Source organism: Halomonas sp. DP3Y7-2 (genome assembly GCF_019800795.1).
GTDB lineage: Bacteria > Pseudomonadota > Gammaproteobacteria > Pseudomonadales > Halomonadaceae > Halomonas > Halomonas litopenaei_A.
Map to the genome: position 1 here is coordinate 422,320 of NZ_JAHVKJ010000010.1, position 25,657 is coordinate 447,976.

Genomic DNA, 25,657 nt, shown 5'->3' on the forward strand with positions numbered 1-25,657 from the left:
AGTCATGCAAGATACGAAGTGCGAGGGCCTTCTATTCTAAAAGTTCGAAATCGTCAGAAAATTCTTCGAAATGTCTGAATGCTTTCTTTGTGTTTGCTGAAGATCCCAGTGTCGCCACGCACCATGTTCCGTAGTCCCGCTGATTCATTAGCAGTCTGCAAATTTTCTCGAATCTTTGCCCGTTGATTCGGCCATCAATATAGAAGTCAGTCGTGACATCTGCGAGGGAAGCTTGCATCTCGATTAGCAGATACTGGCTTTCTGGCACTGCAGCAGCATTTCCCGCAATATAATCATCCGCCCATGATGGCGTGACATCTTCTTCATGCCCCTTTACGACATAAAGGTTGTAAGCTATCACAGACTCACTGTCGATATAATTGTATTGTGTGGCTGAATCCGAAGCTTGAATCTCTTCAATATCGGCGCTAGGGAAGAAGGCTCGAGCCAAGCCCGGTATATCAACAACATCTGCCGATGCTGCACAAGAATAGATGCTAGTAGCGGCGACTAATGGCGCTAAAACCTTCCCCATATCGCCTCTCTCCGTTGATCTCGTCTCGGTGTACCCGGCGTTACAAGATACGTGGGACTTACTATTGCTTGCTCCGCACCTTGATAAATACCGTAGCCACGGCGGCTACCCCTCCGAGGCCTAGCGCCGATGCAGCGATCTCTTGCCCGCGCAGGCCGAAGGTTAAGGTTATGGCAAGAAATACCAGGCCGAGCGTGAACGCCATCCATTGCCCGCGACGGATCTCGGCGATGCTGGCATCCTGGGCGCGAACGTTGGAGTCAGAAGCGCGAACGTTGGCGTTGGCGATGCGAGCATTCGCTTCATTTTGGTCTTTCTCTTCCTGATGGCGGTGCTGTTGCTCCTGCTCCGCCATGGTGAAGATGCGATCGGCAGCGCCTGGCAGGATCTGCTCGTAGCGGGCTATCTCTGCGGCAGGTGGCACGGGACCGGAGTGGGTGATGTGCTGCGCCTGAAAGCTGATTTCTCGAGGCTGAGAGTTGTCAGGTGGCGTTTTCGGTTCTGTCATACAGCTCCCGTGCCTTCCTTAGATCATCCCCGAGCGCACAGAAGTCTCCCCAAATGGCCTCACGGTCGCTCCGCTGGCGGGCAGCGAGTGGCATCTGCTTGATGTACTTCACCGGCTTACGCTCGCGAGGCAAGACGGTGACCACTCCGGCAAAGCCGCGGGCAAACGTCTTCATTTTCATGGAGTCCTCCTCTGAACTCTACGTCATGCACTTTGTATCCTAGCCCATACGAGGGCTGGGTGGCTATTCATCGCCTATGCCGCCGCATCACAGAATACGGCTTCACCAAGGACCAGGACTTTTACTCAGAATTGAGTAAAACCCCGAGCGGTGGGCGTCCCAGCCGGGAATACCACCTCTCTTTAGACATGGCCAAGGAGCTTTTCATGGTCGAGCGGAACGAGGGGTTATCTCACAACCCCCACTGGGGGACGTGCAAGAAACCAAAGGCAATAACCGCTCCTATACCACCGAGGTCTATATCTTCGAGGGCGATCAGGGCCGCCGTGACAGCTACGTGGTCGTCGCCCAGCTATGCCGCGAGTTGACCGCTGGCAGCAGCGAATTTTCCCCAAGGCATACACGTCCTGGATTACTTTGTTCGCTCACGAACAATTCGATCATACTCATGAAGAGCGTGATCGAGGGCTGCTTTTAGCGCATCAAGCCTCTGTCGAGCTTCATGGAGGGCGCGCGCCCCCTCATCGCTGCTAATTGAGCTGCTGCCATAACTGGCCTCGAGGCGTGCGATGATCTCCGCATTCATCGTGCGGTGGTTCTCTTTGGCCGCTTCCTTAAGCTTGTCTCGGAGCTCGGGCGGCATACGCAGCTTGTATTGCGGGTCGGTTCGGTTGTCCATGCTCGAATCATGGACCAATTGGGTGCTTGACGACAACAAACCCATTGGGTACCTTTTAAAGAACCCGATGGGTCCTCAAGGAGACGTCCAGTGAAGCAGCGAAACCCTCAGCTCAAGATCCGTCTTGAGCCCGACGTCAAAGCCTGGTTGGAAGCCAAGGCCAAGACTGATGAGCGAAGTCAGACCTGGCTGCTCAATCACCTAGCGAAAGAGGCCATGCGCCGTGAAGAACAGAAAACCGCGTAAAAACGAAAAGGCCCCGAGCGTTGCAGCGCCCAGGGCCTCGGAAGTAGAGCAAACCACAATCCAGAGGAAAGCTCACATGAGGGATTCTAGCAGCAACGCCGCCATCATCGCCATCGGCACCGCCTCCATCGGCGGCCAGGCCATCGAGACCGTCAATGCCCGCGAGCTCCACGCCTTCCTGGGGGTGGGTCGCGACTTCACCAGCTGGATCAAGTCTCGTATCGCGCAATATGGATTCGCCGAAGGTGGCGACTTCGTAGTCCTGGTGGCCGCTCCTCAAAACGGGGGAGCGGGCAACCGCGGTGTCCGCACCGAATACCATCTCTCTTTAGACATGGCCAAGGAGCTTTCCATGGTCGAGCGGAACGAGAAGGGCAAGCAGGCTCGCCGCTACTTCATCGAGTGCGAGCGCAGGGCCAAGGACGTGACTCCTTTACTCCCGCAGACCATGGCTGAAGCACTACGCCTCGCCGCCGACCAGGCCGAGCGACTTGAACAGCAGGAGAGGGCGCTGCAGGCAGCCGCACCCAAAGTGGCGTTCGCCAAGCAGGTAGAAATCTCGCACGACGCCATCACCGTGGGCCAGGCCGCCAAAACGATCGGTACCGGCCGGAACCGGCTCTTCTCTTTCCTGCGCCATCATGGCTGGGTCAACCGTCGCAATGAGCCGTATCAGGCCAAGATCGAAATGGGGCTGATGGACGTCAAGGTGGGCCACTGGGAGCACCCCGAGAAGGGGCTGCAGGAGAACATCACGGCCTTGGTGACCGGGAAGGGGCTAATCAAACTGCAAAAACTGTGGGACGAGCAAAAGGAGGTGGCCGCATGATCTCTCCAACCGTTCTTGCCATTTACGGGGTGGCCACAAGGGTTGATGCGACCACTAGGCTCTTGCAATGTACACGCTCGCTGCTGGATGAGGACCATCGTCCAATCATCGACATTGCCATCCGACAGCTGTGGTTATGTATTGAGGGCGCCCGGTACGCCGCGCATAAAATGCATGGCCAGAACACCTTTCCCAGCAAAGAACTTCTTGCCGATGTGCGCACCACAACCGACGACGAGCTGCAGTTGATGCTCCCGGGCGATGTACTCGACAGCTACGTTAGCATGCACCTTGATGCAACCCGCGCTGCCCTACTGGTTGTTGAGTCCATCTATCTAGAGAGCAATAGCTCACCGTCCTGCCAAGTTGGCGTGGCCATGTTCGAGTGTCTGCATTGGATCGCGGCGGCTCGCGATGACTTGCGGGCGCATGCAGAGGTGCTGCTGAAGACCGCGCTTGCAGCGTGAGGCCCTACTAGTTCCTACCTGACCGTCCTGAATGGGCGGTCTTTTCGTGCAACTGACCCACGAACCAAAGAGGAGTCCGGAACGAGCGCATTCCAAGCGCTGCCCTTTGGAACCGGCGGTGGCACATGGAATCGAGAAAGCGCCCTATGGGTATCTTGACAGCATCGCATCACCCCCACACTATAGCGTGCATGACTACTATCTCCCTGACCATCGCAGAGCAGTGGCGCCTCGACATTTGACGAGGCGGCTTTCGTGTGTCTGAGCATCAGTGCCGCCTGTCGAGGCGGCATTTTTGTTTCTGCCGACTCGCGAGGGGGTTGATTCGGGCAATGTGAGTAAGATTGTGAGTACGATGGTCGGCTTTGGGGATGTTGGTGTAATAAAATCAGGGGGATATGCCCGAAATGATCTTGATGCTCGATAACTACGATAGCTTCACCTACAACATCGTGCAGTACCTGGGGGAGCTGGGAGCCGAGGTGGTGACGCGGCGTAATGACACCATCAGCCTGGATGAGATCGAGGCCATGGCACCGAGTCATATTGTGGTGTCGCCGGGACCCTGTACCCCCAACGAGGCGGGTATCTCGCTGGACCTGATTCGCCACTTCGCCGGCAAGCTTCCGCTGCTGGGTGTCTGCCTGGGACATCAGGCCATTGGCCAGGTGTTCGGTGGCAAGGTGGTGCGAGCGCCCCAGGTCATGCATGGCAAGACCTCTGACATTCGCCACTCTGGCCAGGGCGTGTTCAAGGGACTGGATGACCCCCTGTCGGTCACGCGTTATCACTCCCTGGTGGTCGAGAGAGAAAGCTTGCCCGAGTGCCTGGAAGTGACCGCCTGGACCGATACGGACGACGTGACGCCAGGCTTGATCATGGGCTTGCGTCACAAGGAGCTGCCCATCGAAGGCGTCCAGTTCCACCCGGAGTCGATCCTGTCCCGACAAGGCCACGAAATGCTGGCCAACTTCCTTGAGCGCCACTGAACCGATCAGGAGACTAGCATGCAGATGACCAATGCCATCGCGGCGGTGATGCGCCGGGAAAATCTCGGCCGCGAGCAGGCCTACGCAGTGATGAATACCATCATGACCGGCGAAGCGACCGACGCTCAGGTCGCCGCCTTTCTGATGGGCATGGCCATGAAAGGGGAGACCGCTGAAGAGATCACTGGCTGCGCCCAGGTGATGCGCGATCTGATGACCCCGGTCCGCTTGTCCTGCGAAAACGTGGTGGACATCGTCGGTACCGGCGGGGATGGGGCAAACCTGTTCAACGTCTCCACCGCGTCCAGTTTTGTGGCGGCCGCTGCCGGGGCCCATGTGGCCAAGCACGGCAATCGCGGCGTGTCCTCGTCCTCCGGCAGCGCAGACCTGTTTCAGGTGGCGGGCATTGGCCTTGATCTGGATGCTGAGCAAGTGGGCCGCTGTATCGAGGAAGTGGGTGTTGGCTTCATGTTCGCGCCGAACCACCACCCGGCCATGCGTCATGCGATCGGCCCGCGTCGTGAGATGGGGGTGCGCACGCTGTTCAACATCCTGGGTCCGCTGACCAATCCGGCGGGGGCGCCCAATCAGTTGTTGGGGGTGTACCATCCGGATCTGCTCGAGCTGATGGTCGAAGTACTGAGGAAGCTGGGCAGCCACCACGTTCTGGTGGCCCATGCCGAGGATGGACTGGATGAAATCTCTCTGGCCGCGCCGACCCGGATTGCCGAGCTCAAGGATGGTGAGATTCATCGCTACACCCTGACCCCGGAAGACGTGGGCATCGAACGACAGTCCCTCGATTCGCTGAAGGTCAGTAGCGCCGAGGACAGCCTGCGCCTGGTGGAAAAGGCGCTGACCGGTGAAGGGCCCGCTGCCGATATTGTCGCGCTCAATGCCGGTGCTGCCTTGTACGCCGCCGACGTGGCGGACTCTCTAAAGGAAGGGGTGCTGATGGCCCAGGATGCCCAAGGGACGCGGCTGGCGCTGGAAAAAATGAAGGAGCTGGCGCACTTCACGCGAGTCTTCGCGCAGTGACCGCGACGGCTTGGACGTCAGTGACGACTGTTTTGACGCCGTAATGGCATGCCCGCAGGGGCCGCAAGGAGAATCACAACATGGCCAATGCCACCCCGACGATCCTCGAGAAGATTCTCGAGCGCAAGGATGAAGAAGTTGCCAGCAGGCGCCAACAGGTGAGTGAGCAGGCGCTGCTCGAGCGGGCTCGCGAGCAGGATGCGCCGCGGGGCTTCGTGCGCGCGCTGGCGGAGCGCATCCGTGAAGGCGATCCCGCGGTGATTGCCGAGATCAAGAAGGCATCGCCATCGAAGGGACTGATCCGCGAGGACTTTCGTCCCGCCGAGATTGCCGAGCAGTACGCTCGTGGAGGCGCTGCATGTCTCTCCGTGCTGACTGATGCAGACTTCTTCCAGGGACACGAGGACTACCTGGTGGCGGCCAGGGCCGCTTGCGATCTGCCGGTGATCCGCAAGGATTTCATTGTGCATGGCTATCAGGTCAGCGAGGCCAAGGCCATCGGAGCCGACTGTATCCTGCTGATCGTTGCTGCGCTGGACGACGTGAAGATGCAGGACCTTCACCAGCAGGCCGGTGAGCTGGGCATGGACGTGCTGGTGGAAGTCCATGATGCCCATGAACTCGAGCGGGCACTGGCACTTAACCTGGCGTTGGTGGGGATCAACAACCGCGACCTGCACACCTTCAACACGCGGCTCGAGACGACCCTGGACCTGCTGCCGCGGATTCCGCCGAATGTCACCGTCATCACCGAGTCGGGGATTCACGATCGCCATGACGTGCTGCGCATGCGTGAGCATGACGTCAACGGCTTCCTCGTGGGCGAGGCCTTCATGCGTGAGGAGGAGCCTGGGGAGGCGCTGAGGCGGCTATTCTTCTGACCGTCCGAGCGCACTAGGCTCGGTCTGCTGGGGTGTTTGCCCCACCAGCAGGTGTCCCGCATGTCTTCCCATATGACTTGGGCCGGTCGTTTGACCGGCCCAAGACGTTTTCAGACGAGAGACGGCTTCGGGCGGAAGGTGGCCTCAGGCAAGAGGCGGCTGGCTCAGGTGATGTCTCCACCGGGCATGACCAGCCGGATGACATGATCGCCCTTGCGCGGGCTGAGCGGTGCATCCGCACTGGCAATCCTCGGTCGCCCCGACGAGCCGATGCAGATGAGAGGCGCTGTGCGGGTACCGGGTGCGCCGATGGGGGGCGCCGCCTTCTCGCCCGAAGGCCTCAGCACCTGACGATGGCGTGGGGTTTCCGTCAGTTTCTCGACCTCGAAGCGGGCGCCTCGCTCGACCAGGCTGGATAGCTGGGCAAAGGTCATCTCCCTGCCGAACAGGTAGGGCACGTGTTCAATGGCAGTGGCATGCTGCCGTCTGGCCTGGCGGCCCAGGTTGACCGCCAGGCGAAACACCTGGCCCTGGCCGAGCAGGTGCTCGAAGTGCAGTGCCGCCAGGTCGTTGAGCTCGCGGTAGGGAGACAGCGGCACGAGGTAGCCGATGCCGGTCAGCTCCATGTGCTGGGAGGCGTGTTCCGACAGCGGATCACCGTAATAGGCGGACAGCTTTTCGGCGCGCGCCGCTTGCACGGCATCCCAGCTTGAGTCGGTCAGCAGTACCCCAAGGCCTGCCTGGCGCAGGCAGTGTGCCATCTGGCGGGCCACCGGGTTGGCGCCAATGATCAGTACGCCATGGGCGGAAGGGCGGCGCACCTTGAGCCAGTCTCCCACCGGTCGAGCGAGCAGGCTCTGTGACACCACTGTTGCGATGATGACCAGAAAGGTCACCGGCACCAGCCGATCGGCGCCGGGCACTCCGATCTCTTCGAGACGCAGGGCGAATAGCGATGCCACGGCGGCGGCGACGATACCGCGAGGAGCAATGAACGCCAGCAAGCCTTTCTCGCGCCAGTCCAGGCCGCTGCCAATAGTGCATAACCATACCGCCAACGGACGGACCAGCAGCAGCAACACCGCCAGGAAGGCCCAGGCAGGCCATCCCAGCAATGCCAGCTGCTCCACGGTCAGGCGCGCTGCCAGCAGAATGAACAGGCCAGAGATCAGCAGGACTGACAGCGTTTCCTTGAACTCGATGATCGGCCGTGTCGGCACCCCGCGCATGTTGGCAAGCCAGGCCCCCATCACGGTAACGGTCAGCAGCCCCGATTCATGGAACAGGGCGTTGGATACCGTGAAGAGCCCCAGCATGGTCATCAGAGTGCCAAAGCTGTGCAGGCGCTGTGGCAGCAAGTGCTGGCGCAGCACCTGGCCCCACAGGTAGCCGCCGGCCACACCGAGCCCGAAACCGACCAGCGCCGTCTGGGCGAACAGCGCCAAGGTATGCGGTAGCGCCTGGGTGCCGGAACCCAGTGCCACGAATTCATACACCAGTACGGCACCTATGGCGCCCACCGGGTCGATCAGAATACCTTCCCAGCGCAGGATCTGGGTCAGGTGCTCACGGGCCCGCAGCGTCTGCAGTAGCGGCAGGATGACCGTCGGTCCCGTCACGACCAGCAGCGCACCAAGCAGACTCGCCATCTCCCAGCTCAGCTGCAACAGCCAGTGTGCCGCCAATGCACCGCACACCGCAGTGATCAGGGCGCCCCAGGTCACCAGTCGTCGCACCGTGCGGCCATGGCCGCCGAGCTCGCGAAAGTTCAGGGTCAGGCTGCCTTCGAACAGGATCACCGCCACCGCCAGCGACACCAGCGGAAACAGCAGGTCGCCGAACAGCGCGTCGGGGTCCAGCAGGCCCGTGACAGGGCCGGCGGCGATGCCTGCAATCAACAGGGTCAGGATGGCGGGAACCTTGAGACGCCAGGCCAGCCACTGTGACCCCAGTGCCAGCAGGCCCACGCTGGCCAAGGTGAGTCCGGCATGCTCCATGATCGGTTGACTCCGAAAAGAGAAAAGCCGCGCAGACTAGCGGCGCGGCGTCCATCATGCAATGCATTCGCCTTATAGACGTCAACGATGGTCTGACTGTTGCTCGATGGGAGCCACCGCATCTCGCTGCCGCGGGTTCTCTCTGCTCCCGGGGCAGCGCCTCAGCTGGCGCGGCGCAGGGCCTCCAGCAGAGCCTGCAGCGGGTGGGGCAACTGCAGGTCCGAGAAACGCTTGGTCTGGCTGCGGCAGGAATAGCCGGTGGCCAGCAGTCGCCCCTGGGCGCCATGTTGCTGCACGACGGGCTCCCACGACTGAGCATAGATGGTGCGTGACGTCGCCAGGTTGCGGGCTTCATGGCCGTAGGTGCCGGACATGCCACAGCAGCCGGATGCCAGCGGTGCCAGGTCCAGACCGAAGCGCTCGAACAGCTGTTGCCAGGCCTTGGGGCTGCCGGGCGCCTGGGTCTTCTCGGTGCAGTGCGACAGCAGCTGGAAGGGCGCCTCCTGGCTCAGGTCCAGTCCGCTGGGGACCAGGCCATTGCCAAGGCTGAGCAACCATTCCTGCAGCATCAGCACCTCGGGAACCGCGTCCGCCCCCAGTGTCTTCACGTACTCCTGGCGGTAAGTCAGGGTCATGGCGGGGTCGATGCCGACCAGGGCGACGCCACTGCTGGCCAGCGCCCTGAGTTCCCGAGCACGGCGTCGGGCGGTGCGCTCGAAGGCCCCCAGGAAACCCTGCACATTGAGCGGCTTGCCGTTGGGCTTGAAGGGCGCCACGAAGACGCGGATATCCAGTCGTGACAGTAGCTCCACCACATCGGCGACCAGCCTGGCTTCGAAGTGGCTGGTAAAGGCGTCCTGTACCAGGATCACACTGCGTGCCTTCTGGCGCTCGCTGAGCCGGCCAAGGGTCAACGGCGTCGCCTGTGGCACGCCCCAGGCCTTGAGCTGCTTGCAAAGGCGTGCTTGCGACAGGCGCGGACTGTCGACCATGCCCAAGCCGTTGCGCAGCAGGCGGTCCACCAGTCGATGGTTCAGAGCGGCATTGTAGGCCGGTGCCAAGGGTGCCAGTGCCGGCAGCATGAACTCCAGTCCGCCGATCAGGTAGTCCCGTAGCGGACGCAGATAGCGACCGTGATAGACCTCGAGAAACTGCGAACGGAAGGCGGGGACATTGACCTTGACCGGACATTGGCCAGCACAGGACTTGCAGGCCAGGCAGCCGGCCATGGCGTCGTAGACCTGGTGGGAGAAATCGTCCTTGCCGCGCAGACTGTTGCGCGCCCGTCCGGGCAGGTGCTTGAGCCATCCCAGCAGCGTTTCTTCTCTCTTGCGTTGTGCTTCCTCGACCACATCGATGCCGGCCTGGCCCTGCAGGCGCAGCCACTCGCGCATCAGGCTGGCTCGCCCCTTGGGGGAGTGCACCCGGTCCCGCGTGGCTTTCCAGGACGGGCACATGGCGTCATTAGGGTCATAGTTGTAGCAGGCGCCGTTGCCGTTGCAGTAGACCGCATCTGCGTGGGCCTGCCAGACCCGCTCATCGATCTGGCGATCGAAGTCCCCACGCATGGGCACCTTGTCAATCGCCAGCAGGCCCGGATCGGTGGCCGTCAACGTGGTGTCGCTGCCGGAGTCGTCGACGCGGTCAGCCACGAGGGGCGTGGCAATCTTTCCGGGGTTGAGCTGGTTGTGGGGATCGAAGGCGCCCTTCAGTCGGCGCAGGCTGGGGTACAGCTCACCGAAAAAGGCCGGCGCATACTCCGAGCGAACCCCCTTGCCGTGCTCGCCCCACAGCAGGCCATGATAGCGCTGGGTGAGGGCGGCCACCTCGTCGGAGATCTCCCGGATCATGGCCTGCTGCTGCGGGTCTTTCATGTCCAGGGCCGGGCGCACATGCAGCACGCCGGCATCGACATGGCCGAACATGCCGTAGTCGAGACCCCGGGCGTCGAGCAAGGCACGGAATTCGGCAATGTAGTCGGCCAGGTGCTCTGGCGGAACGGCGGTATCCTCGACAAAGGGCAGGGGCCGTTTCTCGCCCTGCACGTTGCCCAGCAGACCCACGGAGCGCTTGCGCATGGCATAGACGCGACCAATCGCCTCGCGGCCCTCGGCACGGGTGTAGCCCAGCCTTGTGACGCTGGTATCGCTGTCCAGAGCCTGGCAGAACTCGGCGACCCTGGCGCTCAGGCGATCCGGGTCGTCGTCGTTGAACTCCACCAGATTGATGCCTTCGATGGTCATGCCCGCTTCCACCGGGAAGAACTCAGCGACCGCGTCCCAGACGAAGTCTTCCATGGCCAGGCTCAGTACCTTGTCGTCCACCGTCTCGATCGACGTGGGACGCAGCGCCTGCTGCGAGTCCGGTGAAGCGCCACCGGCCATCAGCGCCTTGGCATCGGCCAAGGCATCCATGAAGCTTGGGTAGCGGATGTTGACCAGCACCGCGTGGCGAGGAATCGGCAGCACGTTGAGCACCGCTTCATTGGTCAGCGCCAAGGAGCCTTCTGCGCCGCACAGCACGCTATTCAGGTTCAGTCGACCGTCTTCGGTACGCAGGTGAGCCAGGTCATAGCCCGTCAGGCAACGGTTGAGCGGTGGAAAGATAGCGTCAATCTGAGCGCGCTGGTGATCGATGATCTCTCGAGCCACCCGGTAAGCACGCCCCCTGGCGGTCTGTTCCTGGCACAGTGCGGCCAGTTCGCTCTCGTCCACGGGTCCCGTGACCAGCCGCTCCCCTCCGATCAGGATGCTGTCCAGTTCGAGTACGTGATCGCGGGTCTTGCCGTAGGTGCAGCTGCCCTGGCCACTGGCATCGGTGGCGATCATGCCGCCGATGGTAGCCCGATTGGAGGTGGATAGCTCAGGGGCAAAGAACAGGCCGTGGGGCCTCAGGGCAGCATTCAGCTGATCCTTGACCACACCTGCCTGAACCCGCACGCGGCGGTTGTCCACGTCGATCTCGAGAATCTGGTTCATGTGGCGGGAGACATCCACCACCAGACCGTCGCTCAAGGATTGTCCATTGGTGCCGGTACCGCCCCCACGCGGCGTCAGCGTCACCTGGCGGAATTCATCGCGCCCGGCCAGTCGGCCCAGCAGCACCAGATCGTCGGCGTGGCGTGGAAAGACCGCGGCCTGGGGCAGGCGCTGGTAAAGGGAATTGTCAGTGGCCAGCACCGTCCGACTGGCATAGTCGGGAGCCATCTCGCCCTCGAAGCCTTCGTTCTTCAATGTCGTGAGGAAGGTGACATAGTGCTGGTCAAGGTCGGTCGCGGTGTCAACAAGAGGCAGGGAAGCGATCATGGTCTCGGTCGAAGCTGGCCCCGCGTTGGCGAGTTGTAGCGCTCGCGACAGGGCGGAAGAATGAGGTGTGCCTACTTTACCGCGACTTTGGCTGCGATACATCCTGATCCCGGCTGTCCCTCGTGTCCGGTAACGCCAGCATCTGCCAGGCCGGCGATGTCTGCCCGGGCCAATGGCGTCGCCTGCGGGATTTGCCTACAATGACTGGCCTGCGCGGAGGGCGCCCGAGCCGAATGCCTCCACCTGTGGTGAGTCATGGCTCGATGGCGATGCAGTATGTCGGCCCACGGCGCCTCCGCACCAGACTGATACGTCATCTCCATTTCCTACATAGCCGACGGACCCGATTCCATGCTCGATCCGAAACTGCTGCGCGGCGACCTCGACACGGTCGCGACACGACTGGCCACCCGCGGATATACCCTCGACAGTTCAGCGCTGTCATCGCTGGAGGCCCGGCGCCGTGAGCTGCAGGCCGAGACCGAGCGCCTGCAGAACGAGCGCAATACACGCTCGAAGGCTATCGGCAAGGCCAAGGCGGCGGGAGAAGATATTCAACCGCTGCTTGATGAGGTGAGTGATCTGGGCGAGCGCCTGGACGCGGCAAAACATGCCCTGGGCGGCGTCCAGGGGGAGTGGGACGATATCGTGGCGGGCATCCCCAATCTGCCCCACGACAGCGTGCCCGCGGGCAAGGACGAAAGTGACAATGTCGAGGTGTCCCGCTGGGGAACCCCGGCTGAGTACGCCTTCGAGGTGCAGGATCATGTCGACCTGGGCGCCAAGAAGGGCGACCTGGACTTCGAGGTGGCCGCCAAGCTCACGGGCGCTCGCTTTGCCGTCATGCGAGGCCCCATCGCTCGGCTGCACCGTGCCCTGACCCAGTTCATGCTCGACAAGCAGACGCTGGAGCACGGCTATGAAGAGTGCTACGTGCCCTATATGGTCAACCGCGATTCGCTGTACGGTACCGGCCAGTTGCCGAAATTCGGTGAGGACCTGTTCAAGCTCGATGACGAGCGTGAGTTCCACCTTATCCCCACCGCCGAAGTGCCGCTGACCAATCTGCTGCGCAATGAAATCGTCGATGCCAAGTCGCTGCCGCTGAAGCTGACGGCGCATACCCCGTGCTTCCGCAGTGAGGCGGGCTCTCATGGTCGCGATACTCGCGGCATGATTCGTCAGCACCAGTTCGACAAGGTCGAAATGGTTCAGCTAGTGGATCCTGCGACCAGTTATGACGCCCTGGAAGAGATGCGCGGCCACGCCGAGGCCATCCTGCAGGCGCTGGAATTGCCGTACCGTGTGGTGACTCTGTGCACCGGCGATATGGGCTTCTCCGCGGCCAAGACCTACGACCTTGAAGTCTGGCTGCCCAGCCAGGCCACTTATCGTGAAATTTCTTCGGTATCCAACTGTGAGGATTTCCAGGCACGACGCCTGCAGGCTCGTTTCCGTGCCCAGGGGGAAAAGAAACCCCAGCTTTTGCATACCCTGAACGGCTCAGGCCTGGCCGTGGGCCGCTGCCTGATTGCCGTGATGGAAAATCATCAGAATGAAGACGGCTCGATCACCGTGCCCGAGGTGCTCAGGCCGTATATGGGTGGCGTCGAGCGCATCAATACCTAGGGCTTGTACGAAAAGTGCCTGCGCTTGGTGATACGGCGTTAAAAATCGGCTGGTACGCCAGCCCGGTTAAAATGCTCATTTACACCTCGTAAACTGCGCTTTCTCACCGATTTTTGCCTTGTCTAACCTTCGCTCGTCGACTTTTCGGGCAAAGCCTAGAACGCCTGGCCGAGCGTAAAAAGCCCGGCAGCGGCGTTGCCGTTTAGCGCTGCAAGAGAGCCCCCGGTAGTGACCACTACCGGGGGCTTTGTCGTGTTGAGCGCGGGTGGTCCAGCCGCCGCTTGCCGTCAAGCCATGTGGCTGGTGGCCTGGTCGCTGCCTTCAGGGGCTGGACGCGGTTGCCGCCTGACGATCGGCCGACGGGCTTTCCTGTCCTGCCAAGGCCCAGCGCACCTGGACGCCAGCGTCGATGGTAATGTTGCCGGGGCTGTAGTCTGCCGCACCGCCGCTTTCCGCCATGTCGGCGCGCATGGCCATCATGCGTGGCTGGAACACCGGGGCGTTGGTCTCTCTGACCTGAACCACGTCACCCAAGGTAACGCCCAGGGTATCGGCCATCAGTTCGGCCTTGGCACGAGCACGCTCCAGCGCCTGAGTCAGGGCCTGATCGCTGGCAGCATCGCGGTCAGCGAGGTCGTAGCTAACCCCATCCAGAGCGTTGACGCCTGCAGTGGTCAGCGCGTCAAGCAGGGTGGGCAGGCTGTCCAGGTCGCTGATGGAAAGACGGATCGGTCGTTCGAGGCGGGTGCGTACCATGGGGGTCGGGTTGTCACCATTCTGGCTCGCGCGATGCAGCATTTCCTGCTGCACACGCAGCGATCCGGCGTTGATGGCATCACGCTCAAGCCCGGCGTCCTCCAGCGCGGCGATCAGCTCAGCGGCCCTGGACTCCAGTTTGGAGCGGGCCTGACCGAGGGCCTCTGCGTGATCGCCACTGTCTTTCTCCTGGGCAATAGCGGGGGTCAGCTCCCACAGCCGCGCGCTCAAGGTCGCCTTGTCGGGAGCCACCTGGAGCTCTGACTGCGCCTGAATATCCAGGTAGCGCTGCGGCGCCGTTTCGCTGGCCAGCAGGGGACCGCTGGCAAGTGCCAGGCCAAGCCCGAGCCCCAGCAGGGCGGCAGGGGAAAAGCGGCGGCGGGGATGGGTCAGTGCCATGATGTGCTCCTTGGGTGTTCCCTTTCCTATGGTCTTGTGTGCCGGGTGGCAGCTATCCGAGAGATAGCCTTGGTGCGACGGTTGTGGCTCGACCCGCGCGGTGAGACTGGCCCCCCGCCGGCCCCGGCGATTCAGTCCTTCGACGTCGCCAATGGCGATGCGTTCCTGGCCTGGCAAGAACGTCCATGATAGTTGCATGGTTGCAGTCGCGTTCAATGACGGCATGGTCGAGGGCGATGATCATGGGCCTCCCGCTCAGAGCCCGAGGCCTTGAGTTTACGTACCTGGGCCCAAGGGCCCGGGCCTGCAACGTATTGTGGTAGCGGTCATGTTACTTTGTGCTGAAATGATTGGCAGGGCAGTATGTCGTGCGCGCCGGATGCGGCCTGGACGGGAGTGTGGCCGAGGACGTCATTGTCTCGGTGGCGTGTAGGCCCGTCCGCAAGCCCACGGCATACGTTGAGTCGCTGCCACCCCAGTCAAGGACGACCTGACCTACCTGACAGAGGAGTACAGGTGCATGGAAGACGATGTCAATGCGCAGGAAGAGCGCAGGCTTCCCCTCAACTTGACCCTGGCGCTGGCGGCGCTGGTGGTCATTGTGGCGGGGATGCGGGCCGGCTCCGATCTGCTGGTGCCGGTGTTGCTGTCGCTGTTCATCGCCGTGGTGTGTACCGCTCCGGTGCAATGGCTGCACGAGCGTGGCCTGGGACTGCGCTCCTCGGTGTGGCTGACGCTGGTGGTCATCGGGGGCATGCTCAGTCTGCTGGCGCTGTTGCTGGTCAATACGGTCAGCACCTTCTCCGAAGCGCTGCCCGGCATTGAAGAGAAGCTCTACGAATATTACCTGCGCCTGCTGGATGGTCTGGCGAGCATGGGGCTGGCCATCGATACCCAGCGTCTGGCGGGTTTTCTTGATACCGAACAGCTGGGCGAGTGGATCCCTGCGCTGCTCAGCCAGTTGGGCAACCTGATGATGCAGAGCATGGTGGTAGCCTTGCTCGTGGTATTTATGCTGTTCGAAACCCTGAATTTCCGGGACAAGGTGTCGCGGGCGCTGGCGAATCCCGCGCCTAGTCTCGAGCGGTTCAACGAGTTCAGCCACACGCTCAAGCGATATCTGGCGGTCAAGACGGTGATCAGCCTGATTACCGGTGCTCTGGTGTGGATCGCCTGCCAGATCGTGGGAGTAGACTTCCCGCTGTTGTGGGCGGTGCTGGCCTTTGCGCTCAATTACATCCCTAACATTGGCTCCGCTATCGCTGCGATCCCCCCGGTGTTGCTGGTACTGGTCTCCCCGGAGGGTGGCCTGGGTGATGCCTTGCTGCTGAGCCTGGCCTACCTGTCGATCAACTTCGTGATGGGCAACCTGATCGAGCCGCGGGTCATGGGGCGCGCCCTGGGCTTGTCTACCTTCGTCGCGTTTCTGTCGCTGGTCGTGTGGGGCTGGATCTTCGGCGTCACCGGCATGTTGCTGTCGGTGGTGCTGACCATGACGCTGAAGATTGCCCTGGACAGTCATCCCCAGACGCGCTGGATCGCACACTTGCTCGGCCCGGCCAAGGGGGGGCCGGTGGAAGACGCCAGCCGACCGCTGGCAGAGCGCGTGCGCATGGCCAAGCTGCACCGCCAGGCCATGCGCAAGGGAGTGCGAGGACTGATGTCCCGGGAGCCATCCTCGAAGGACCAGGCTCGCTCCAACGATCGCTGAGCCGTCAGGCAGGGCCTGCGAGCGCCGAGACGCCTGGATCCTGCCTGCGCGGGCAGGTCACGGCGCCTTGTCGGGCGGGGGAAAGATGACCTCCATTCCACGAGCATCGAGCTGGCGAATGTCGTCCGGGCTTCCGTCCTCGGCCAGCGTGATCAGACCGATGCCTGGCCCATTCCATAGCCGCTCGCCTGCCTTGGCGTGGTCAGGGTCGCGCGGTTCGACGGCCATTGGACGGCGCTGGGTAAACCAGTTGAGGGGCGAGCGTGGGGAATACAGCCAGCGGTTGAGCCGATCGAAGGTATCCAGCAGGGTGTCGGGAAAGCAGTTCTTGATCCCGCTGGAGGTCACCTGCCAGATCTTGGGCCCCTGGCGACGATGGCGAACCCGAATGTCATAGACAAAGGAGTAGTGCACGTCGCCGGAGAGAATGACGTAGTGCCCCGGGGTTCGGGAGTGGCGAAAGATGTTGAGCATGACGCTGGCGGCGCCGCGGTGGGCCATCCAGTTTTCCGCGTCCACCATCAGGGGTTTACCCGCCAGGGTGAAGAGCTTCTGGATCGCTTCGATCAGCTTGACGCCGAACATCGGGGCCGGTGACACAATGACCACCGAGGGGGCATCGATCAGTTCCTGTTGAAACTCTGACAGTGCCTCCCAGTCCATCAAGCCCGACGGACGGTGGGGCTTGCGCCCATTGCGCCAGCGGCGCGTGCGGGTATCCAGGACCACCAGGCGGGGCGTCCCCTCGACCTGAAACTCCCAGCCCTCGAAGCGGAAGAGTCGCTCAAGGCAGGCATCCTGATTGGCAGCCGACAGCCAGCCCTGGCGCTGGCGCGCGTCCTCGAGCAAGGCCTGGGCGTCGTCCAGGGGAGTCTTGAGGCGATCCGGATCGTTGCCCCAGCCCTGGCACAGCAGGTAGGCCATCAAGGCATTGCCGATGATCCGCTTGGAGAAAGGATGCCCATAGGCCGTTTGCTCCCACTGGGCGGTCAGATTCCAGTCATCGGTGACGTCGTGATCGTCGAAGATCATCAGGCTGGGCAGATGCGCCATGACCCTGGCCGCGGCGGGCAGCGTCTCGACAAAGTCATCAATGACACGGGCCTGTTCCTGGTAGCGTTCGCGATGCTCGTCATCGAGTTCGGGGCAGGTCAGCTCGATGATGCGCCAGGGAGTCGGGGACCACACCAGCAGGTACATGGCCATCATTTCGGCGAAGGTCATCAAGTGATTGGCGGCGCTGGCCGAGGTGAACACCGGCTTGCGCACGCCGCCGAAGAAGCGATCCTTGAGGTCATCGGTGCTCTTGACGTTCGGCAACAGCTCTTCCCTGCGGTAGTAGCTGGCAGCGCTTGCATAGAGCGCCGGGCTATCGTCGATCACCGCGCCTTCGAGCACTTCATCGAATAACCCCAGGCGCTTGATGAGTGCGTGGATGGCAACCAGCATCGGGCCAGCGACGTCATCCGCGTAGACCTGATCCCCGGTCATCAGTAGCCAGGCGGGCATCGCCTCGGGGTGGTCAAGCTGCCCGGCCAACCAGCTGTCCAGGTGCGCCAGACCATCGGGGCCATCGTAGTGGGGGCGGCGACAGGAGCCATGCAGCAGCCGTCGATGACTGGAGGCCAGGACGAAGCGGGGGGCGGACTGGCCGTCGTGGCAGAGGTGAGGGGCCCATCTTGCAGCACCTTGTCCAAGGCTGTCCGGGGCATTCTGCTCCACGACCTGAAGGTCATAGGCGATCAGCGTGTCCTGCGGAAGCGGGGCATCCACGGCGGCGTCGATGAGATACAGCCAGGCATGGCGCCCCAGGGGAATCTTGCGGTAGTCGTCGTCGCCGAGCACTCGGCGGTGAGGCGCTTCATCCTGCGGCGTAAGCTCCAGCTTCAGCGTCAGCTCGCGACTGGTGACCAGCCATGCTCGGAATCTCTCGCGCGTCAGGCGTCGCAGGATGGGCCCGGCAAGGATAGCGGGCAGGTCATGGTCTGACGTTCCAGTGTCGTTCATGGCGATCCTGTCGATGTCGTCGTGCTGGCAACAGCATGATGAGGTTCAGATACTGCAAAGAATATCATCGCTGCTCGGCACTGAAACCCGGCGCGGACGAGTCGCTGCCCTGTAGACGCCTAGCCATGCTCGGGGGATGTGTCGGCACTTGCCTGCGCTGTGAAGCCCCTCTGCTGCCATGCATCATCAGCGTCGCGAGCAGGCTCAACAGCGTGAGCGCTGCGAAATTAGATAAAGGAAGGGCCGCCGCGGTATCCGTGTGAGGGAGTGGGCCTGGTGCGACCAGCGGCGGGGAGCCTACAGGCCTTTCGCGTCATGAAAGGCCCGTAGGGCATCAAAGCAGCTTGGTTTGCCTGAGACTTTGCAGCGCGTCAGGTGCATCGAAGCTATTGGCGTTCGCCAGGTCCCAGAACTCACGGTACAGCGGGTGGTCCTTGGCGCCCCCACGCAGCAGCTCGCCTGGCGCCAGGCTATCTATCAGGCTGATGTAAGGCAGAGCCTTGCCGTTATCCAGGCGGCGGATGATATGTTCCGGGCCCAGCTCGTCGGGATGGTACAGGCCTGCGGCTTCCAGCATTTCACACAGAGCGAACTTGGTGTTGGCATGGAAGTTCTTGACTCGCACGGCCTTGTCATCCACATCCAGGCGGCTGCCACGGGCCTTGTCCTGGGTAGCGATACCGCTGGGGCACTGGTCGTTGTGACAGCTCTGGGCCTGGATACAGCCGAGCGAGAACATGAAGCCCCGGGCCATGTTGACCCAGTCTGCGCCAAGCGCGAGGGTGCGTGCGATGTCGAAGGCGCTGATCAGCTTGCCGCTGGCGGCGATACGGATGTCGTCGCGCAGGCCCGCGCCCACCAGGGTGTTGTGAACCAGGACCAGGGCATCGTTGAGGGGCATACCCAGGCGATTGATGAACTCCAGCGGGGCCGCGCCGGTACCTCCCTGTCCTCCGTCGACGACGATGTAGTCGGGATGATCGCCACATTCCAGCATGGCCTTGACGATGGCAAACCATTCCCAGGGATGCCCCAGCGCTAGTTTGATGCCCACCGGTTTGTCACCGGACAGCTCCCGCAGCTGCTGAATGAAGTGAATCATCTCGCAAGGGGTAGAGAACGCCGAATGGCGAGAGGGGGAGAGGACGTCCTGGCCTTCCGGGACACCGCGGGTGGAGGCGATTTCGGCGGTGACCTTGGCGCCGGGAAGAATGCCGCCGTGGCCGGGTTTGGCCCCTTGGGACAGCTTGATCTCGATCATCTTCACTTCGTCGCGGCGAGCGTTGTGGCGAAACTTCTCGGGATCGAACCCGCCATCTTCCCTGCGGCAGCCGAAGTAGCCGGAACCGATCTGCCAGACCAGGTCGCCACCACGCAAGTGATAGGGCGAGATGGCTCCTTCGCCGGTGGTGTGATAGAAGCCGCCTTCCCTCGCGCCCTCATTGAGGGCGCTGATGGCGTTGGGCGACAGAGCGCCAAAGCTCATGGCGGAAATGTTGATCACGCTGGCCCGGTAGGGGTGGGCGCGCTGCTCTCCGACGACAATGCGAAAGTCGTGATCGGTGATGTCCACGGGTGACAGTGACGGGCCCATCCATTCATATCCCGGGGCACTCATATCTCTCAGCGAACCGAAGGGTTTCTTGTCGCTGGTGCTCTTGGCACGGCGATAGACCAGCGAGCGCTGTTCCCGCGAGAAGGGCGCCTCATCGGTGTCGGACTCGATGAAATACTGGCGAAACTCAGGACCGATGGACTCCAGAAAGTAGCGGATGTGGGCAAGAATTGGGTAGTTGCGGCTGACGGTGCGACGTCGCTGCACGATATCGTAGATGCCCAGCGCGGTGAGGGCACCGAACGCCAGCACGCCGGCCAGCCACCAGGCCGAGGACGTTCCGACGCCGATCACGCTGATGATGAGGCCTGCAATGGCGAGGTAGAACGCACCGAAGCGAGTCGGAGCGTGGCGTGACAGTAAAGAGGCCATGAAGAGCTCCCTGCAGCTCAGGTCGAAGGAAAACGCTGCCGACCATGCAAGCATATAACCCTGCTTGGGCATAGTATGCCGGGCCCGCCGTGACGACTTGGCACACTGCATAACGCAGCGGGAGCGGGAGGGGCCGGACGGGTTAGGTAAATTTAGCCGGCACCGTCATCTTCTCGTCATCCAGGGCAAATAGTGTTTGACCTTGGCGCCAAGACGGCGCATGCTGCTAGCAGTTGGTTAGCAAGTTGAACGTCTCAGAGGTCATCGAAGCATCCTAGCGTCGATTGCCCGGGGAAAGGTTTCTTGTTTTACCCACTGCAACTCGGGTATCTCCCGGTCAATAAATATGCTAGTCGAGGATTCGATCATGGCAACTGGTACAGTCAAGTGGTTCAACGACACTAAGGGCTACGGCTTCATTTCTCCGGACGACAACGGTGACGACCTGTTCGCTCACTTCTCCGAGATTCAGGCTGACGGCTTCAAGTCCCTGCAGGACGGCCAGAAGGTCTCCTTCGAGGTGACTCAGGGCAAGAAAGGCCTCCAGGCCTCCAACATCAAGGTCATCGACTAAGTCGATCGCTTGATGGCCGCGTAAGCGGCAGCGTCCTTCGAGGACGCGATGATAAAGGCTCGCTTCGGCGGGCCTTTTGCGTTTTTGTGCCTTTAAAAGCCTTCTGGTTGTCAGCCTCTTCTCAGAGTGATGATATTGCCGGCGAGCTATTCTGCTGCTGCGGCTGATAGACACGAAAGTGTGTAGGGATGGGGAGCTGTCCTGGAGAGATGTGCACAAGAAGTCTCTATATGCCTGAAAGTGATAAAAAAATAATACATTGTAACTATTTAGCATAAGTTAAAGCAGGCACAATGAGCGCTGTCTCACCAGCAAGGCCACCCCATGTCTCTGGATGCCTGGATCGCTCTCTCTGTTGCTTGCGCTGTCTTTCCGTTGATGGCGCTCACCCGCGCCGGGCCAGACATGGTCATGATGGGCGCGTTGGTGGTGCTGCTCAGCCTCGGTGTCATCGATGCCCAGCAGGCGCTGAGCGGATTTTCCAGCAGCGGCCTGTTTACCGTGGCTTTCATGTACGTGCTGGTGGCCAGCTTGCGCGATACCGGGGGTATCGACCTGATCATTCGGCATGTGCTGGGGCGGCCAAAGGGCGTGCGTCATGCCATGGCGCGGCTGATCTGGCCGGTCACTGCGGTCAGCGGTGTGCTCAACAATACCCCGGTGGTGGCCACCTTCATTCCTGCCGTGATCAGCTGGAGCCGTCGTTTTTCCATCGCTCCTCAGTATCTGCTGATGCCCTTGAGCTTCGCGTCCATCCTCGGCGGCACCGTGACCTTGATGGGGACCAGTACCAATCTGGTGGTGCATTCGCTGATGCTGGAGCGCTTTCCGAACCTGCACCTGGGACTGTTCGAGATCGCCCTGGTGGGCGTGCCGATGGCGCTGGCCGGTGTGGGCTATCTGCTGTGGGCGGGGCCGCGCATGCTGTCTGGCCATCCCGGTAGCGAAGCCGCTTTTGCCAACCTGCGTGAGTTCACCATCGAAATGGAGGTAGACCCGCAGGGGCCGTTGGTTGACCGCACGGTAGAAGACGCCGGGCTGCGCCACCTGGCCGGTCTCTTTCTGGTCGAGATCGAGCGCGGTGGCAACGTGGTCAGCGTGGTGGGGCCTGGGGAGACCCTGAAAGGCGGCGACCACCTGGTCTTCGCCGGGACCACCGATGGTGCGGTGGAATTGCAGCAGATTCGTGGCCTGCGCCCCTCTCGGCTGGGTGAGTCCCACCTCGAGAAGGAATTTCGAGAGCGTCGCCTGGTCGAGGCGGTGGTCTCCGATCAGTGTCAGTTCATCGGCCAGAAAATTCGGGACGGACACTTCAGGACGCTGTACGGCGCTGCCGTGCTGGCGGTCTGCCGCAATGGGCGCCGGGTGGTGGGAAGCCTCGGCCAGATTCGCTTGCAGCCCTCGGATGTGCTGCTGCTCGAGGCTCGTCCTGCCTTCGTGGAGCGTCATCGCCAGTCCCAGGACTTTCTGTTGATCAGTCAGGTCAATGGTCAGGCGCGCCCCGCCTTCGACCGCGCTCTGCGCGCCTGGGGCATATTGGCGGCGGTGGTGCTGGTGGCCACCACGGGCCTGATGAGCATGATGAATGCGGCCATGCTGGGGGCTGCCGCGGCACTCTTGAGCGGCTGCGTCAGTGTGCGCAGCGCCCGCCGAGGCATGGACACCCAGGTACTGTTGACCATCGCTGCCTCGTTTGGCCTGGGGGCTGCACTGCACACCTCCGGCGCCGCCGATGCGGTGGCGGCCGGGCTACTGGAGCTGGTGGGCAATAGTCCCTGGGCCCTGTTAGTAGGCACCTACGTGGTGGTGGCCTTGTTGACCTCGCTGGTGACCAACAATGCCGCCGCCGTGATCACTTTTCCCATCGCCATGGCCGGTGCAGACAGCCTTGGCGTCAGCCCGTTGCCGTATGTCGTGGTGGTCATGTTCGCCGCCTCAGCGAGCTTCCTGACCCCTATTGGCTACCAGACCAACCTGATGGTCATGGGGCCTGGCGGCTACCGCTTGCGGGACTATCTGCGCCTGGGGGGGCCTCTCAACCTGCTGACCGCTGCCGTGGTGCTAGGACTTACTCCGCTGTTCTGGCCGTTCTAGCTGCCCAGAGCTGTCCGGTTTAGTAGCCCAGAGCTGTCCGGTTTAGTAGCCCAGAGCTGTCCGGTTTAGTGGCCCAGTGCTGTCCGTTCTAGCCGCCGTTGTCGCAGGAAGGGGCGGCAGTGGTGGCAGTGGCAGCAGTGGCGGCAGAGGGAGAAACAGGCCCTTGGGCGGTGCGCCCTGTGACCCACGTCTCGTTATGCTCGCTGCTGTTGCCGAGCTTGAGGCTCGTTCCTTGGCGTATAGTGCGCTAGGGTAGCGACGTATTCCCTGAAAGCTGCGTGCGTTGCCACCTACCTGCGCTGCACTTAGAGCTGAAACACAGATAGAGACCCGCCCATGAGCAATAACGACCAGTTGGTCATCGAACCGCGTGGCGATGCACCCGCTGACGCCTGCATGATCATTCTCCATGGCCTTGGCGCCGACGGTCGGGATTTCGAGCCCGTCGTGCCGATGCTGCCCAGGCCTGACTATGCCCAGGTCCGCTTCATCCTGCCCCACGCGCCCCGTCTACCGGTGACCATCAATGGTGGCATGGTCATGCCTGCCTGGTACGACATTCTTGAGATGAGCCTGGATCGCCGCGTTGATGAGATGCAGCTGCGTCTTTCGGCCGAGCGTATCAAGGGCGTGATTCAATCTCAGATTGATGCTGGCATCGATAGTCGACGTATCCTGTTGGCTGGCTTCTCCCAGGGTGGGGCAGTGGCCTATGAAGCAGCGCTGAGCTTTGATCAGCCGCTGGGCGGACTGCTGGCCATGTCGACCTACTTTGCCACGGCGAACTCGATCGAGCTGAATGACGCCAACCGCGACCTGCGTGTCGAGGTGCATCACGGCAGTATGGATCCTGTGGTACCCGAATCATTGGGTCGGGCAGCCTTCGCACGGTTGGAAGAGCTGGGCTATCACACGGTGTATCGGCAGTACCCCATGGCCCATGCGGTATGTCCCCAGCAGATCGGCCATATTGGCGAGTGGATGAGCGAGCTGCTCAGCCGCTGAGGCCCGTTCCTGCGGCGACCCATCGACGGGTAATGAGATTTTTCATCCAGCACAGGTAGGACGGTTCTTCTAAGCTTTTTCTTACAAAATTTTAAGAAATTGACTATGGGAACATGGGTATGTCATTGCTGGCATTCTTCCGACGTCGATGGTCCGCCGGAGTGCTTGAGCCGCCAACGGGCGCGGCTTTCAGCACTGAGCTCGACGCCTTGCTGGGGCAGGCTCCGTCGATGGCGCTAAGCCTAGGCGCTGATGGTCTGGTCGTCTGGGCTAATAGCAGCCAGTGCCAGCAATTGGGCCTGCCGCTGGAGGCGCTGGTCGGGCAATCGCTGTCCCAGGTGTTTTGTCCCGAGGCTGCGAAAACACTGGAAACGGCCCTGGACCACTGCCGCGCCAGCGGATCGGGCTGGCAGGGAGTCGTTATCTGCAGCAAGGGGCCGCAACTGCGTCACCTCAGTAGCACCTTGCATCCCGTTCGCCGGGAGCCAGCCTGCTGGCTGTTGATGTCCCAGGATATCACTTTGCTGCAGCGCCAGGCCGCCTCGGCAGAACGCCTGAGTGAATCCATCGAGAGCAGCGTAGCACGGCTTCCGGGGGTCGTCTTTCGCCTGCATCAATCGCCGGCAGGCCAGCTATCGTTCGGTTATCTAGGGCCCGGTTTCGAGGCGCAGACCGGCCTGTCACGGGCCCAGGCGCTGGAAGACGCCGAGGTGGTGCTGTCGCGCCTGGCCGAGGAAACGCGGGAGCAGCTGACGTTGGTACTGGCCCAGTCGCTGGTCAGCCTGACGCCGTGGCATCTGGATGTGAGGCTTGCGCGGCAGGGCGATGACAGTGGCGAAAGCGAGCGCTGGTTCGAGGCAAGGGGCACTCCACAGCGGTTCGAGGATGGCGCGGTGGTCTGGGATGGGCTGCTGCTGGATGTCACCAAACGCAAGCAAGCGGAAAGGCGCATTGCCAAGCTGGTGAGTACCGACGTGCTGACCGGGGTGATGAACCGCAGGGCGTTCTTTGAAGCGGGTGCGGGGGCCTTGGCCCGGCTTCGGCGACGCCAGGAGCCCGCCGTGCTGGCCATGCTCGACCTGGATCATTTCAAGGCACTCAATGACGCCTTTGGCCACTCCGCGGGGGATATGGTGCTCAAGGCATTTGCCGATACCTGTCGCCTGAGCCTGCGCCCCTATGACGTGCTGGCGCGGATTGGCGGTGAAGAATTCGTGGTGCTGCTGGCCGATGTAGTGGCCGAGGATGCCTGGGATATTCTAGAGCGTCTGCGGCGTAACGTTGAGACCACCACCTTGAAGGTGGACCATCGTGCCCTCAAGGTAACAGTGAGCATGGGGGCCATCAGTGTCGGCAAGGAAGAAAGTCTCGACATGGCGATGCGCCGAGTGGACGCAGCGCTCTACGAGGCGAAGCGAGCTGGGCGCAATCGTCTCAGTGGCCTCCTGCAACGTTTCGATGAAGTCAACGGTGGGTCGCAGCAGGCCCGTGAGTATTCCAGCATTCACAAGGAGTTGAAGATGGCGTTGAGCGAAGATCTGCGAATCCCGAAGGCCTGTCCTAACTGTGGCAGTCATAACATGCGCGTGCCCGCTACCAAGAACCCTGATGAGAAGGTGCACTGTGCCTCCTGCCAGAGCTACGTGTGCCTGTACTCTGAAGCGGCGGAAATGATCGAGAAGACGCCCAAGAGTGAAGAGGAAGCCTTGATCGAGAAGGCGATGAACCGCGACAAGTAAGCCGGGCGTGGGGCGGGTCGCCGCTTCGCTGCCGTTCAGCATGTAGACAGCGCCCCCGCCTTTGCAGGCGGGGGCGCTGGTGGTTCAGGGTGCCGCTAGGG

At 61.9% G+C, this 25,657-nt stretch carries 22 protein-coding genes; 13 read left to right on the top strand and 9 right to left on the bottom strand.

The features are described 5' to 3' along the window. Window positions 1-31: 31 nt before the first annotated feature. The 3 genes from KUV45_RS14315 to KUV45_RS14325 all read right to left on the bottom strand — a co-directional run bounded on the left by KUV45_RS14315 (window position 32) and on the right by KUV45_RS14325 (window position 1,224). The gene (locus tag KUV45_RS14315) at window positions 32-535 is read right to left on the bottom strand and encodes a phage Gp19/Gp15/Gp42 family protein (protein ID WP_222161914.1); all 504 of its coding nucleotides are present in this window, start codon (window positions 533-535) and stop codon (window positions 32-34) included. Window positions 536-596: 61 nt separating this feature from the next. Then, window positions 597-1,043, bottom strand: a complete 447-nt coding sequence (locus KUV45_RS14320; protein WP_222161915.1) for a DUF2335 domain-containing protein — start codon at window positions 1,041-1,043, stop codon at window positions 597-599. Then, on the bottom strand, window positions 1,018-1,224 hold the full coding sequence (locus tag KUV45_RS14325; protein WP_222161916.1) for a hypothetical protein: 207 nt from the start codon (window positions 1,222-1,224) through the stop codon (window positions 1,018-1,020). Before KUV45_RS14325 ends, KUV45_RS14320 begins: the two co-directional genes overlap by 26 nt. A 59-nt stretch (window positions 1,225-1,283) precedes the next feature. On the opposite strand from KUV45_RS14325, the gene KUV45_RS20485 reads away from it, so the two are divergent. Beyond that, window positions 1,284-1,592 carry an antA/AntB antirepressor family protein gene (locus tag KUV45_RS20485; protein WP_222161917.1) on the top strand — a complete coding sequence of 103 codons (309 nt, stop codon included), beginning with the start codon at window positions 1,284-1,286 and terminating at the stop codon, window positions 1,590-1,592. A 44-nt stretch (window positions 1,593-1,636) separates the two neighbouring features. Here KUV45_RS20485 and KUV45_RS14335 read toward each other — a convergent pair whose 3' ends face one another. Beyond that, window positions 1,637-1,903: an Arc family DNA-binding protein gene (locus KUV45_RS14335; protein ID WP_222161918.1), complete on the bottom strand. Its 267-nt coding sequence runs from the start codon at window positions 1,901-1,903 to the stop codon at window positions 1,637-1,639. A gap of 90 nt (window positions 1,904-1,993) precedes the next feature. Here KUV45_RS14335 and KUV45_RS14340 point away from each other — a divergent pair, with 90 nt between their 5' ends. The 6 genes from KUV45_RS14340 (at window position 1,994) to trpC (ending at window position 6,353) form a co-directional block, all read left to right on the top strand. Beyond that, window positions 1,994-2,149 carry a hypothetical protein gene (locus KUV45_RS14340; protein WP_222161919.1) on the top strand — a complete coding sequence of 52 codons (156 nt, stop codon included), beginning with the start codon at window positions 1,994-1,996 and terminating at the stop codon, window positions 2,147-2,149. A gap of 76 nt (window positions 2,150-2,225) precedes the next feature. After that, complete coding sequence (locus KUV45_RS14345; RefSeq protein WP_222161920.1) at window positions 2,226-2,978, top strand: antA/AntB antirepressor family protein; 753 nt, start codon at window positions 2,226-2,228, stop codon at window positions 2,976-2,978. Then, complete coding sequence (locus KUV45_RS14350) at window positions 2,975-3,445, top strand: hypothetical protein (protein ID WP_222161921.1); 471 nt, start codon at window positions 2,975-2,977, stop codon at window positions 3,443-3,445. The genes KUV45_RS14345 and KUV45_RS14350 overlap by 4 nt, the downstream gene beginning before the upstream one ends. 398 nt (window positions 3,446-3,843) lie before the next feature. Further along, window positions 3,844-4,434, top strand: a complete 591-nt coding sequence (locus tag KUV45_RS14355) for an aminodeoxychorismate/anthranilate synthase component II (protein WP_224851811.1) — start codon at window positions 3,844-3,846, stop codon at window positions 4,432-4,434. 18 nt (window positions 4,435-4,452) lie between these two features. Beyond that, window positions 4,453-5,472 carry an anthranilate phosphoribosyltransferase gene (gene trpD / locus KUV45_RS14360; RefSeq protein WP_222161922.1) on the top strand — a complete coding sequence of 340 codons (1,020 nt, stop codon included), beginning with the start codon at window positions 4,453-4,455 and terminating at the stop codon, window positions 5,470-5,472. A gap of 80 nt (window positions 5,473-5,552) precedes the next feature. Then, window positions 5,553-6,353, top strand: a complete 801-nt coding sequence (trpC, locus tag KUV45_RS14365) for an indole-3-glycerol phosphate synthase TrpC (RefSeq protein ID WP_222161923.1) — start codon at window positions 5,553-5,555, stop codon at window positions 6,351-6,353. 164 nt (window positions 6,354-6,517) lie between these two features. On the opposite strand, the gene KUV45_RS14370 is transcribed toward trpC, so the two are convergent. Both KUV45_RS14370 and KUV45_RS14375 read right to left on the bottom strand, forming a co-directional pair. Next, window positions 6,518-8,350, bottom strand: coding sequence for a sodium:proton antiporter (locus KUV45_RS14370; protein ID WP_222161924.1), 1,833 nt, complete (start codon window positions 8,348-8,350; stop codon window positions 6,518-6,520). Between the two features lie 161 nt (window positions 8,351-8,511). After that, on the bottom strand, window positions 8,512-11,655 hold the full coding sequence (locus KUV45_RS14375) for an FAD-binding and (Fe-S)-binding domain-containing protein (RefSeq protein WP_222161925.1): 3,144 nt from the start codon (window positions 11,653-11,655) through the stop codon (window positions 8,512-8,514). 351 nt (window positions 11,656-12,006) lie between these two features. Between KUV45_RS14375 and serS the strand changes: the two genes are divergently transcribed. Then, window positions 12,007-13,284 (top strand): serine--tRNA ligase, encoded by a 1,278-nt coding sequence (gene serS, locus KUV45_RS14380; RefSeq protein WP_222161926.1) that lies wholly within the window; start codon window positions 12,007-12,009, stop codon window positions 13,282-13,284. A gap of 321 nt (window positions 13,285-13,605) precedes the next feature. Here serS and KUV45_RS14385 read toward each other — a convergent pair whose 3' ends face one another. Next, window positions 13,606-14,439 carry an SIMPL domain-containing protein gene (locus KUV45_RS14385; RefSeq protein ID WP_222161927.1) on the bottom strand — a complete coding sequence of 278 codons (834 nt, stop codon included), beginning with the start codon at window positions 14,437-14,439 and terminating at the stop codon, window positions 13,606-13,608. A 520-nt stretch (window positions 14,440-14,959) separates the two neighbouring features. Here KUV45_RS14385 and KUV45_RS14390 point away from each other — a divergent pair. Further along, window positions 14,960-16,150: an AI-2E family transporter gene (locus KUV45_RS14390; protein ID WP_222161928.1), complete on the top strand. Its 1,191-nt coding sequence runs from the start codon at window positions 14,960-14,962 to the stop codon at window positions 16,148-16,150. Between the two features lie 57 nt (window positions 16,151-16,207). Here KUV45_RS14390 and KUV45_RS14395 read toward each other — a convergent pair whose 3' ends face one another. Next, entirely contained in the window at window positions 16,208-18,157 is a 1,950-nt protein-coding gene (locus tag KUV45_RS14395) for an alkaline phosphatase D family protein (protein WP_222161929.1), read from the bottom strand. A 334-nt stretch (window positions 18,158-18,491) separates the two neighbouring features. Further along, window positions 18,492-20,144, bottom strand: coding sequence for an FMN-binding glutamate synthase family protein (locus tag KUV45_RS14400; protein WP_222161930.1), 1,653 nt, complete (start codon window positions 20,142-20,144; stop codon window positions 18,492-18,494). Between the two features lie 367 nt (window positions 20,145-20,511). On the opposite strand from KUV45_RS14400, the gene KUV45_RS14405 reads away from it, so the two are divergent. From KUV45_RS14405 to KUV45_RS14420, 4 genes are all read left to right on the top strand, one after another. Further along, complete coding sequence (locus KUV45_RS14405; protein WP_045994373.1) at window positions 20,512-20,718, top strand: cold-shock protein; 207 nt, start codon at window positions 20,512-20,514, stop codon at window positions 20,716-20,718. 324 nt (window positions 20,719-21,042) lie between these two features. After that, the gene (locus KUV45_RS14410; RefSeq protein WP_206942984.1) at window positions 21,043-22,812 is read left to right on the top strand and encodes an SLC13 family permease; all 1,770 of its coding nucleotides are present in this window, start codon (window positions 21,043-21,045) and stop codon (window positions 22,810-22,812) included. A gap of 336 nt (window positions 22,813-23,148) precedes the next feature. Beyond that, window positions 23,149-23,817, top strand: coding sequence for an alpha/beta hydrolase (locus tag KUV45_RS14415; protein ID WP_206942982.1), 669 nt, complete (start codon window positions 23,149-23,151; stop codon window positions 23,815-23,817). A gap of 119 nt (window positions 23,818-23,936) precedes the next feature. Continuing rightward, window positions 23,937-25,556 carry a diguanylate cyclase gene (locus KUV45_RS14420; RefSeq protein WP_222161931.1) on the top strand — a complete coding sequence of 540 codons (1,620 nt, stop codon included), beginning with the start codon at window positions 23,937-23,939 and terminating at the stop codon, window positions 25,554-25,556. Window positions 25,557-25,657: the final 101 nt, after the last annotated feature.

Excerpts from the sequence above, each read along its gene's own strand:
- KUV45_RS14410 (WP_206942984.1), top strand. The coding sequence starts at position 21,043 with ATGTCTCTGGATGCCTGGATCGCTCTCTCTGTTGCTTGCGCTGTCTTT.
- KUV45_RS14400 (WP_222161930.1), bottom strand. The coding sequence starts at position 20,144 with ATGGCCTCTTTACTGTCACGCCACGCTCCGACTCGCTTCGGTGCGTTC.
- KUV45_RS14390 (WP_222161928.1), top strand. The coding sequence starts at position 14,960 with ATGGAAGACGATGTCAATGCGCAGGAAGAGCGCAGGCTTCCCCTCAAC.
- KUV45_RS14355 (WP_224851811.1), top strand. The coding sequence starts at position 3,844 with ATGCCCGAAATGATCTTGATGCTCGATAACTACGATAGCTTCACCTAC.
- KUV45_RS14335 (WP_222161918.1), bottom strand. The coding sequence starts at position 1,903 with ATGGACAACCGAACCGACCCGCAATACAAGCTGCGTATGCCGCCCGAG.
- serS (WP_222161926.1), top strand. The coding sequence starts at position 12,007 with ATGCTCGATCCGAAACTGCTGCGCGGCGACCTCGACACGGTCGCGACA.
- KUV45_RS14415 (WP_206942982.1), top strand. The coding sequence starts at position 23,149 with ATGAGCAATAACGACCAGTTGGTCATCGAACCGCGTGGCGATGCACCC.
- trpD (WP_222161922.1), top strand. The coding sequence starts at position 4,453 with ATGCAGATGACCAATGCCATCGCGGCGGTGATGCGCCGGGAAAATCTC.
- trpC (WP_222161923.1), top strand. The coding sequence starts at position 5,553 with ATGGCCAATGCCACCCCGACGATCCTCGAGAAGATTCTCGAGCGCAAG.
- KUV45_RS14325 (WP_222161916.1), bottom strand. The coding sequence starts at position 1,224 with ATGAAAATGAAGACGTTTGCCCGCGGCTTTGCCGGAGTGGTCACCGTC.
- KUV45_RS14320 (WP_222161915.1), bottom strand. The coding sequence starts at position 1,043 with ATGACAGAACCGAAAACGCCACCTGACAACTCTCAGCCTCGAGAAATC.
- KUV45_RS14405 (WP_045994373.1), top strand. The coding sequence starts at position 20,512 with ATGGCAACTGGTACAGTCAAGTGGTTCAACGACACTAAGGGCTACGGC.
- KUV45_RS14375 (WP_222161925.1), bottom strand. The coding sequence starts at position 11,655 with ATGATCGCTTCCCTGCCTCTTGTTGACACCGCGACCGACCTTGACCAG.
- KUV45_RS14420 (WP_222161931.1), top strand. The coding sequence starts at position 23,937 with ATGTCATTGCTGGCATTCTTCCGACGTCGATGGTCCGCCGGAGTGCTT.
- KUV45_RS14395 (WP_222161929.1), bottom strand. The coding sequence starts at position 18,157 with ATGAACGACACTGGAACGTCAGACCATGACCTGCCCGCTATCCTTGCC.
- KUV45_RS14315 (WP_222161914.1), bottom strand. The coding sequence starts at position 535 with ATGGGGAAGGTTTTAGCGCCATTAGTCGCCGCTACTAGCATCTATTCT.
- KUV45_RS14345 (WP_222161920.1), top strand. The coding sequence starts at position 2,226 with ATGAGGGATTCTAGCAGCAACGCCGCCATCATCGCCATCGGCACCGCC.
- KUV45_RS14350 (WP_222161921.1), top strand. The coding sequence starts at position 2,975 with ATGATCTCTCCAACCGTTCTTGCCATTTACGGGGTGGCCACAAGGGTT.
- KUV45_RS14385 (WP_222161927.1), bottom strand. The coding sequence starts at position 14,439 with ATGGCACTGACCCATCCCCGCCGCCGCTTTTCCCCTGCCGCCCTGCTG.
- KUV45_RS14370 (WP_222161924.1), bottom strand. The coding sequence starts at position 8,350 with ATGGAGCATGCCGGACTCACCTTGGCCAGCGTGGGCCTGCTGGCACTG.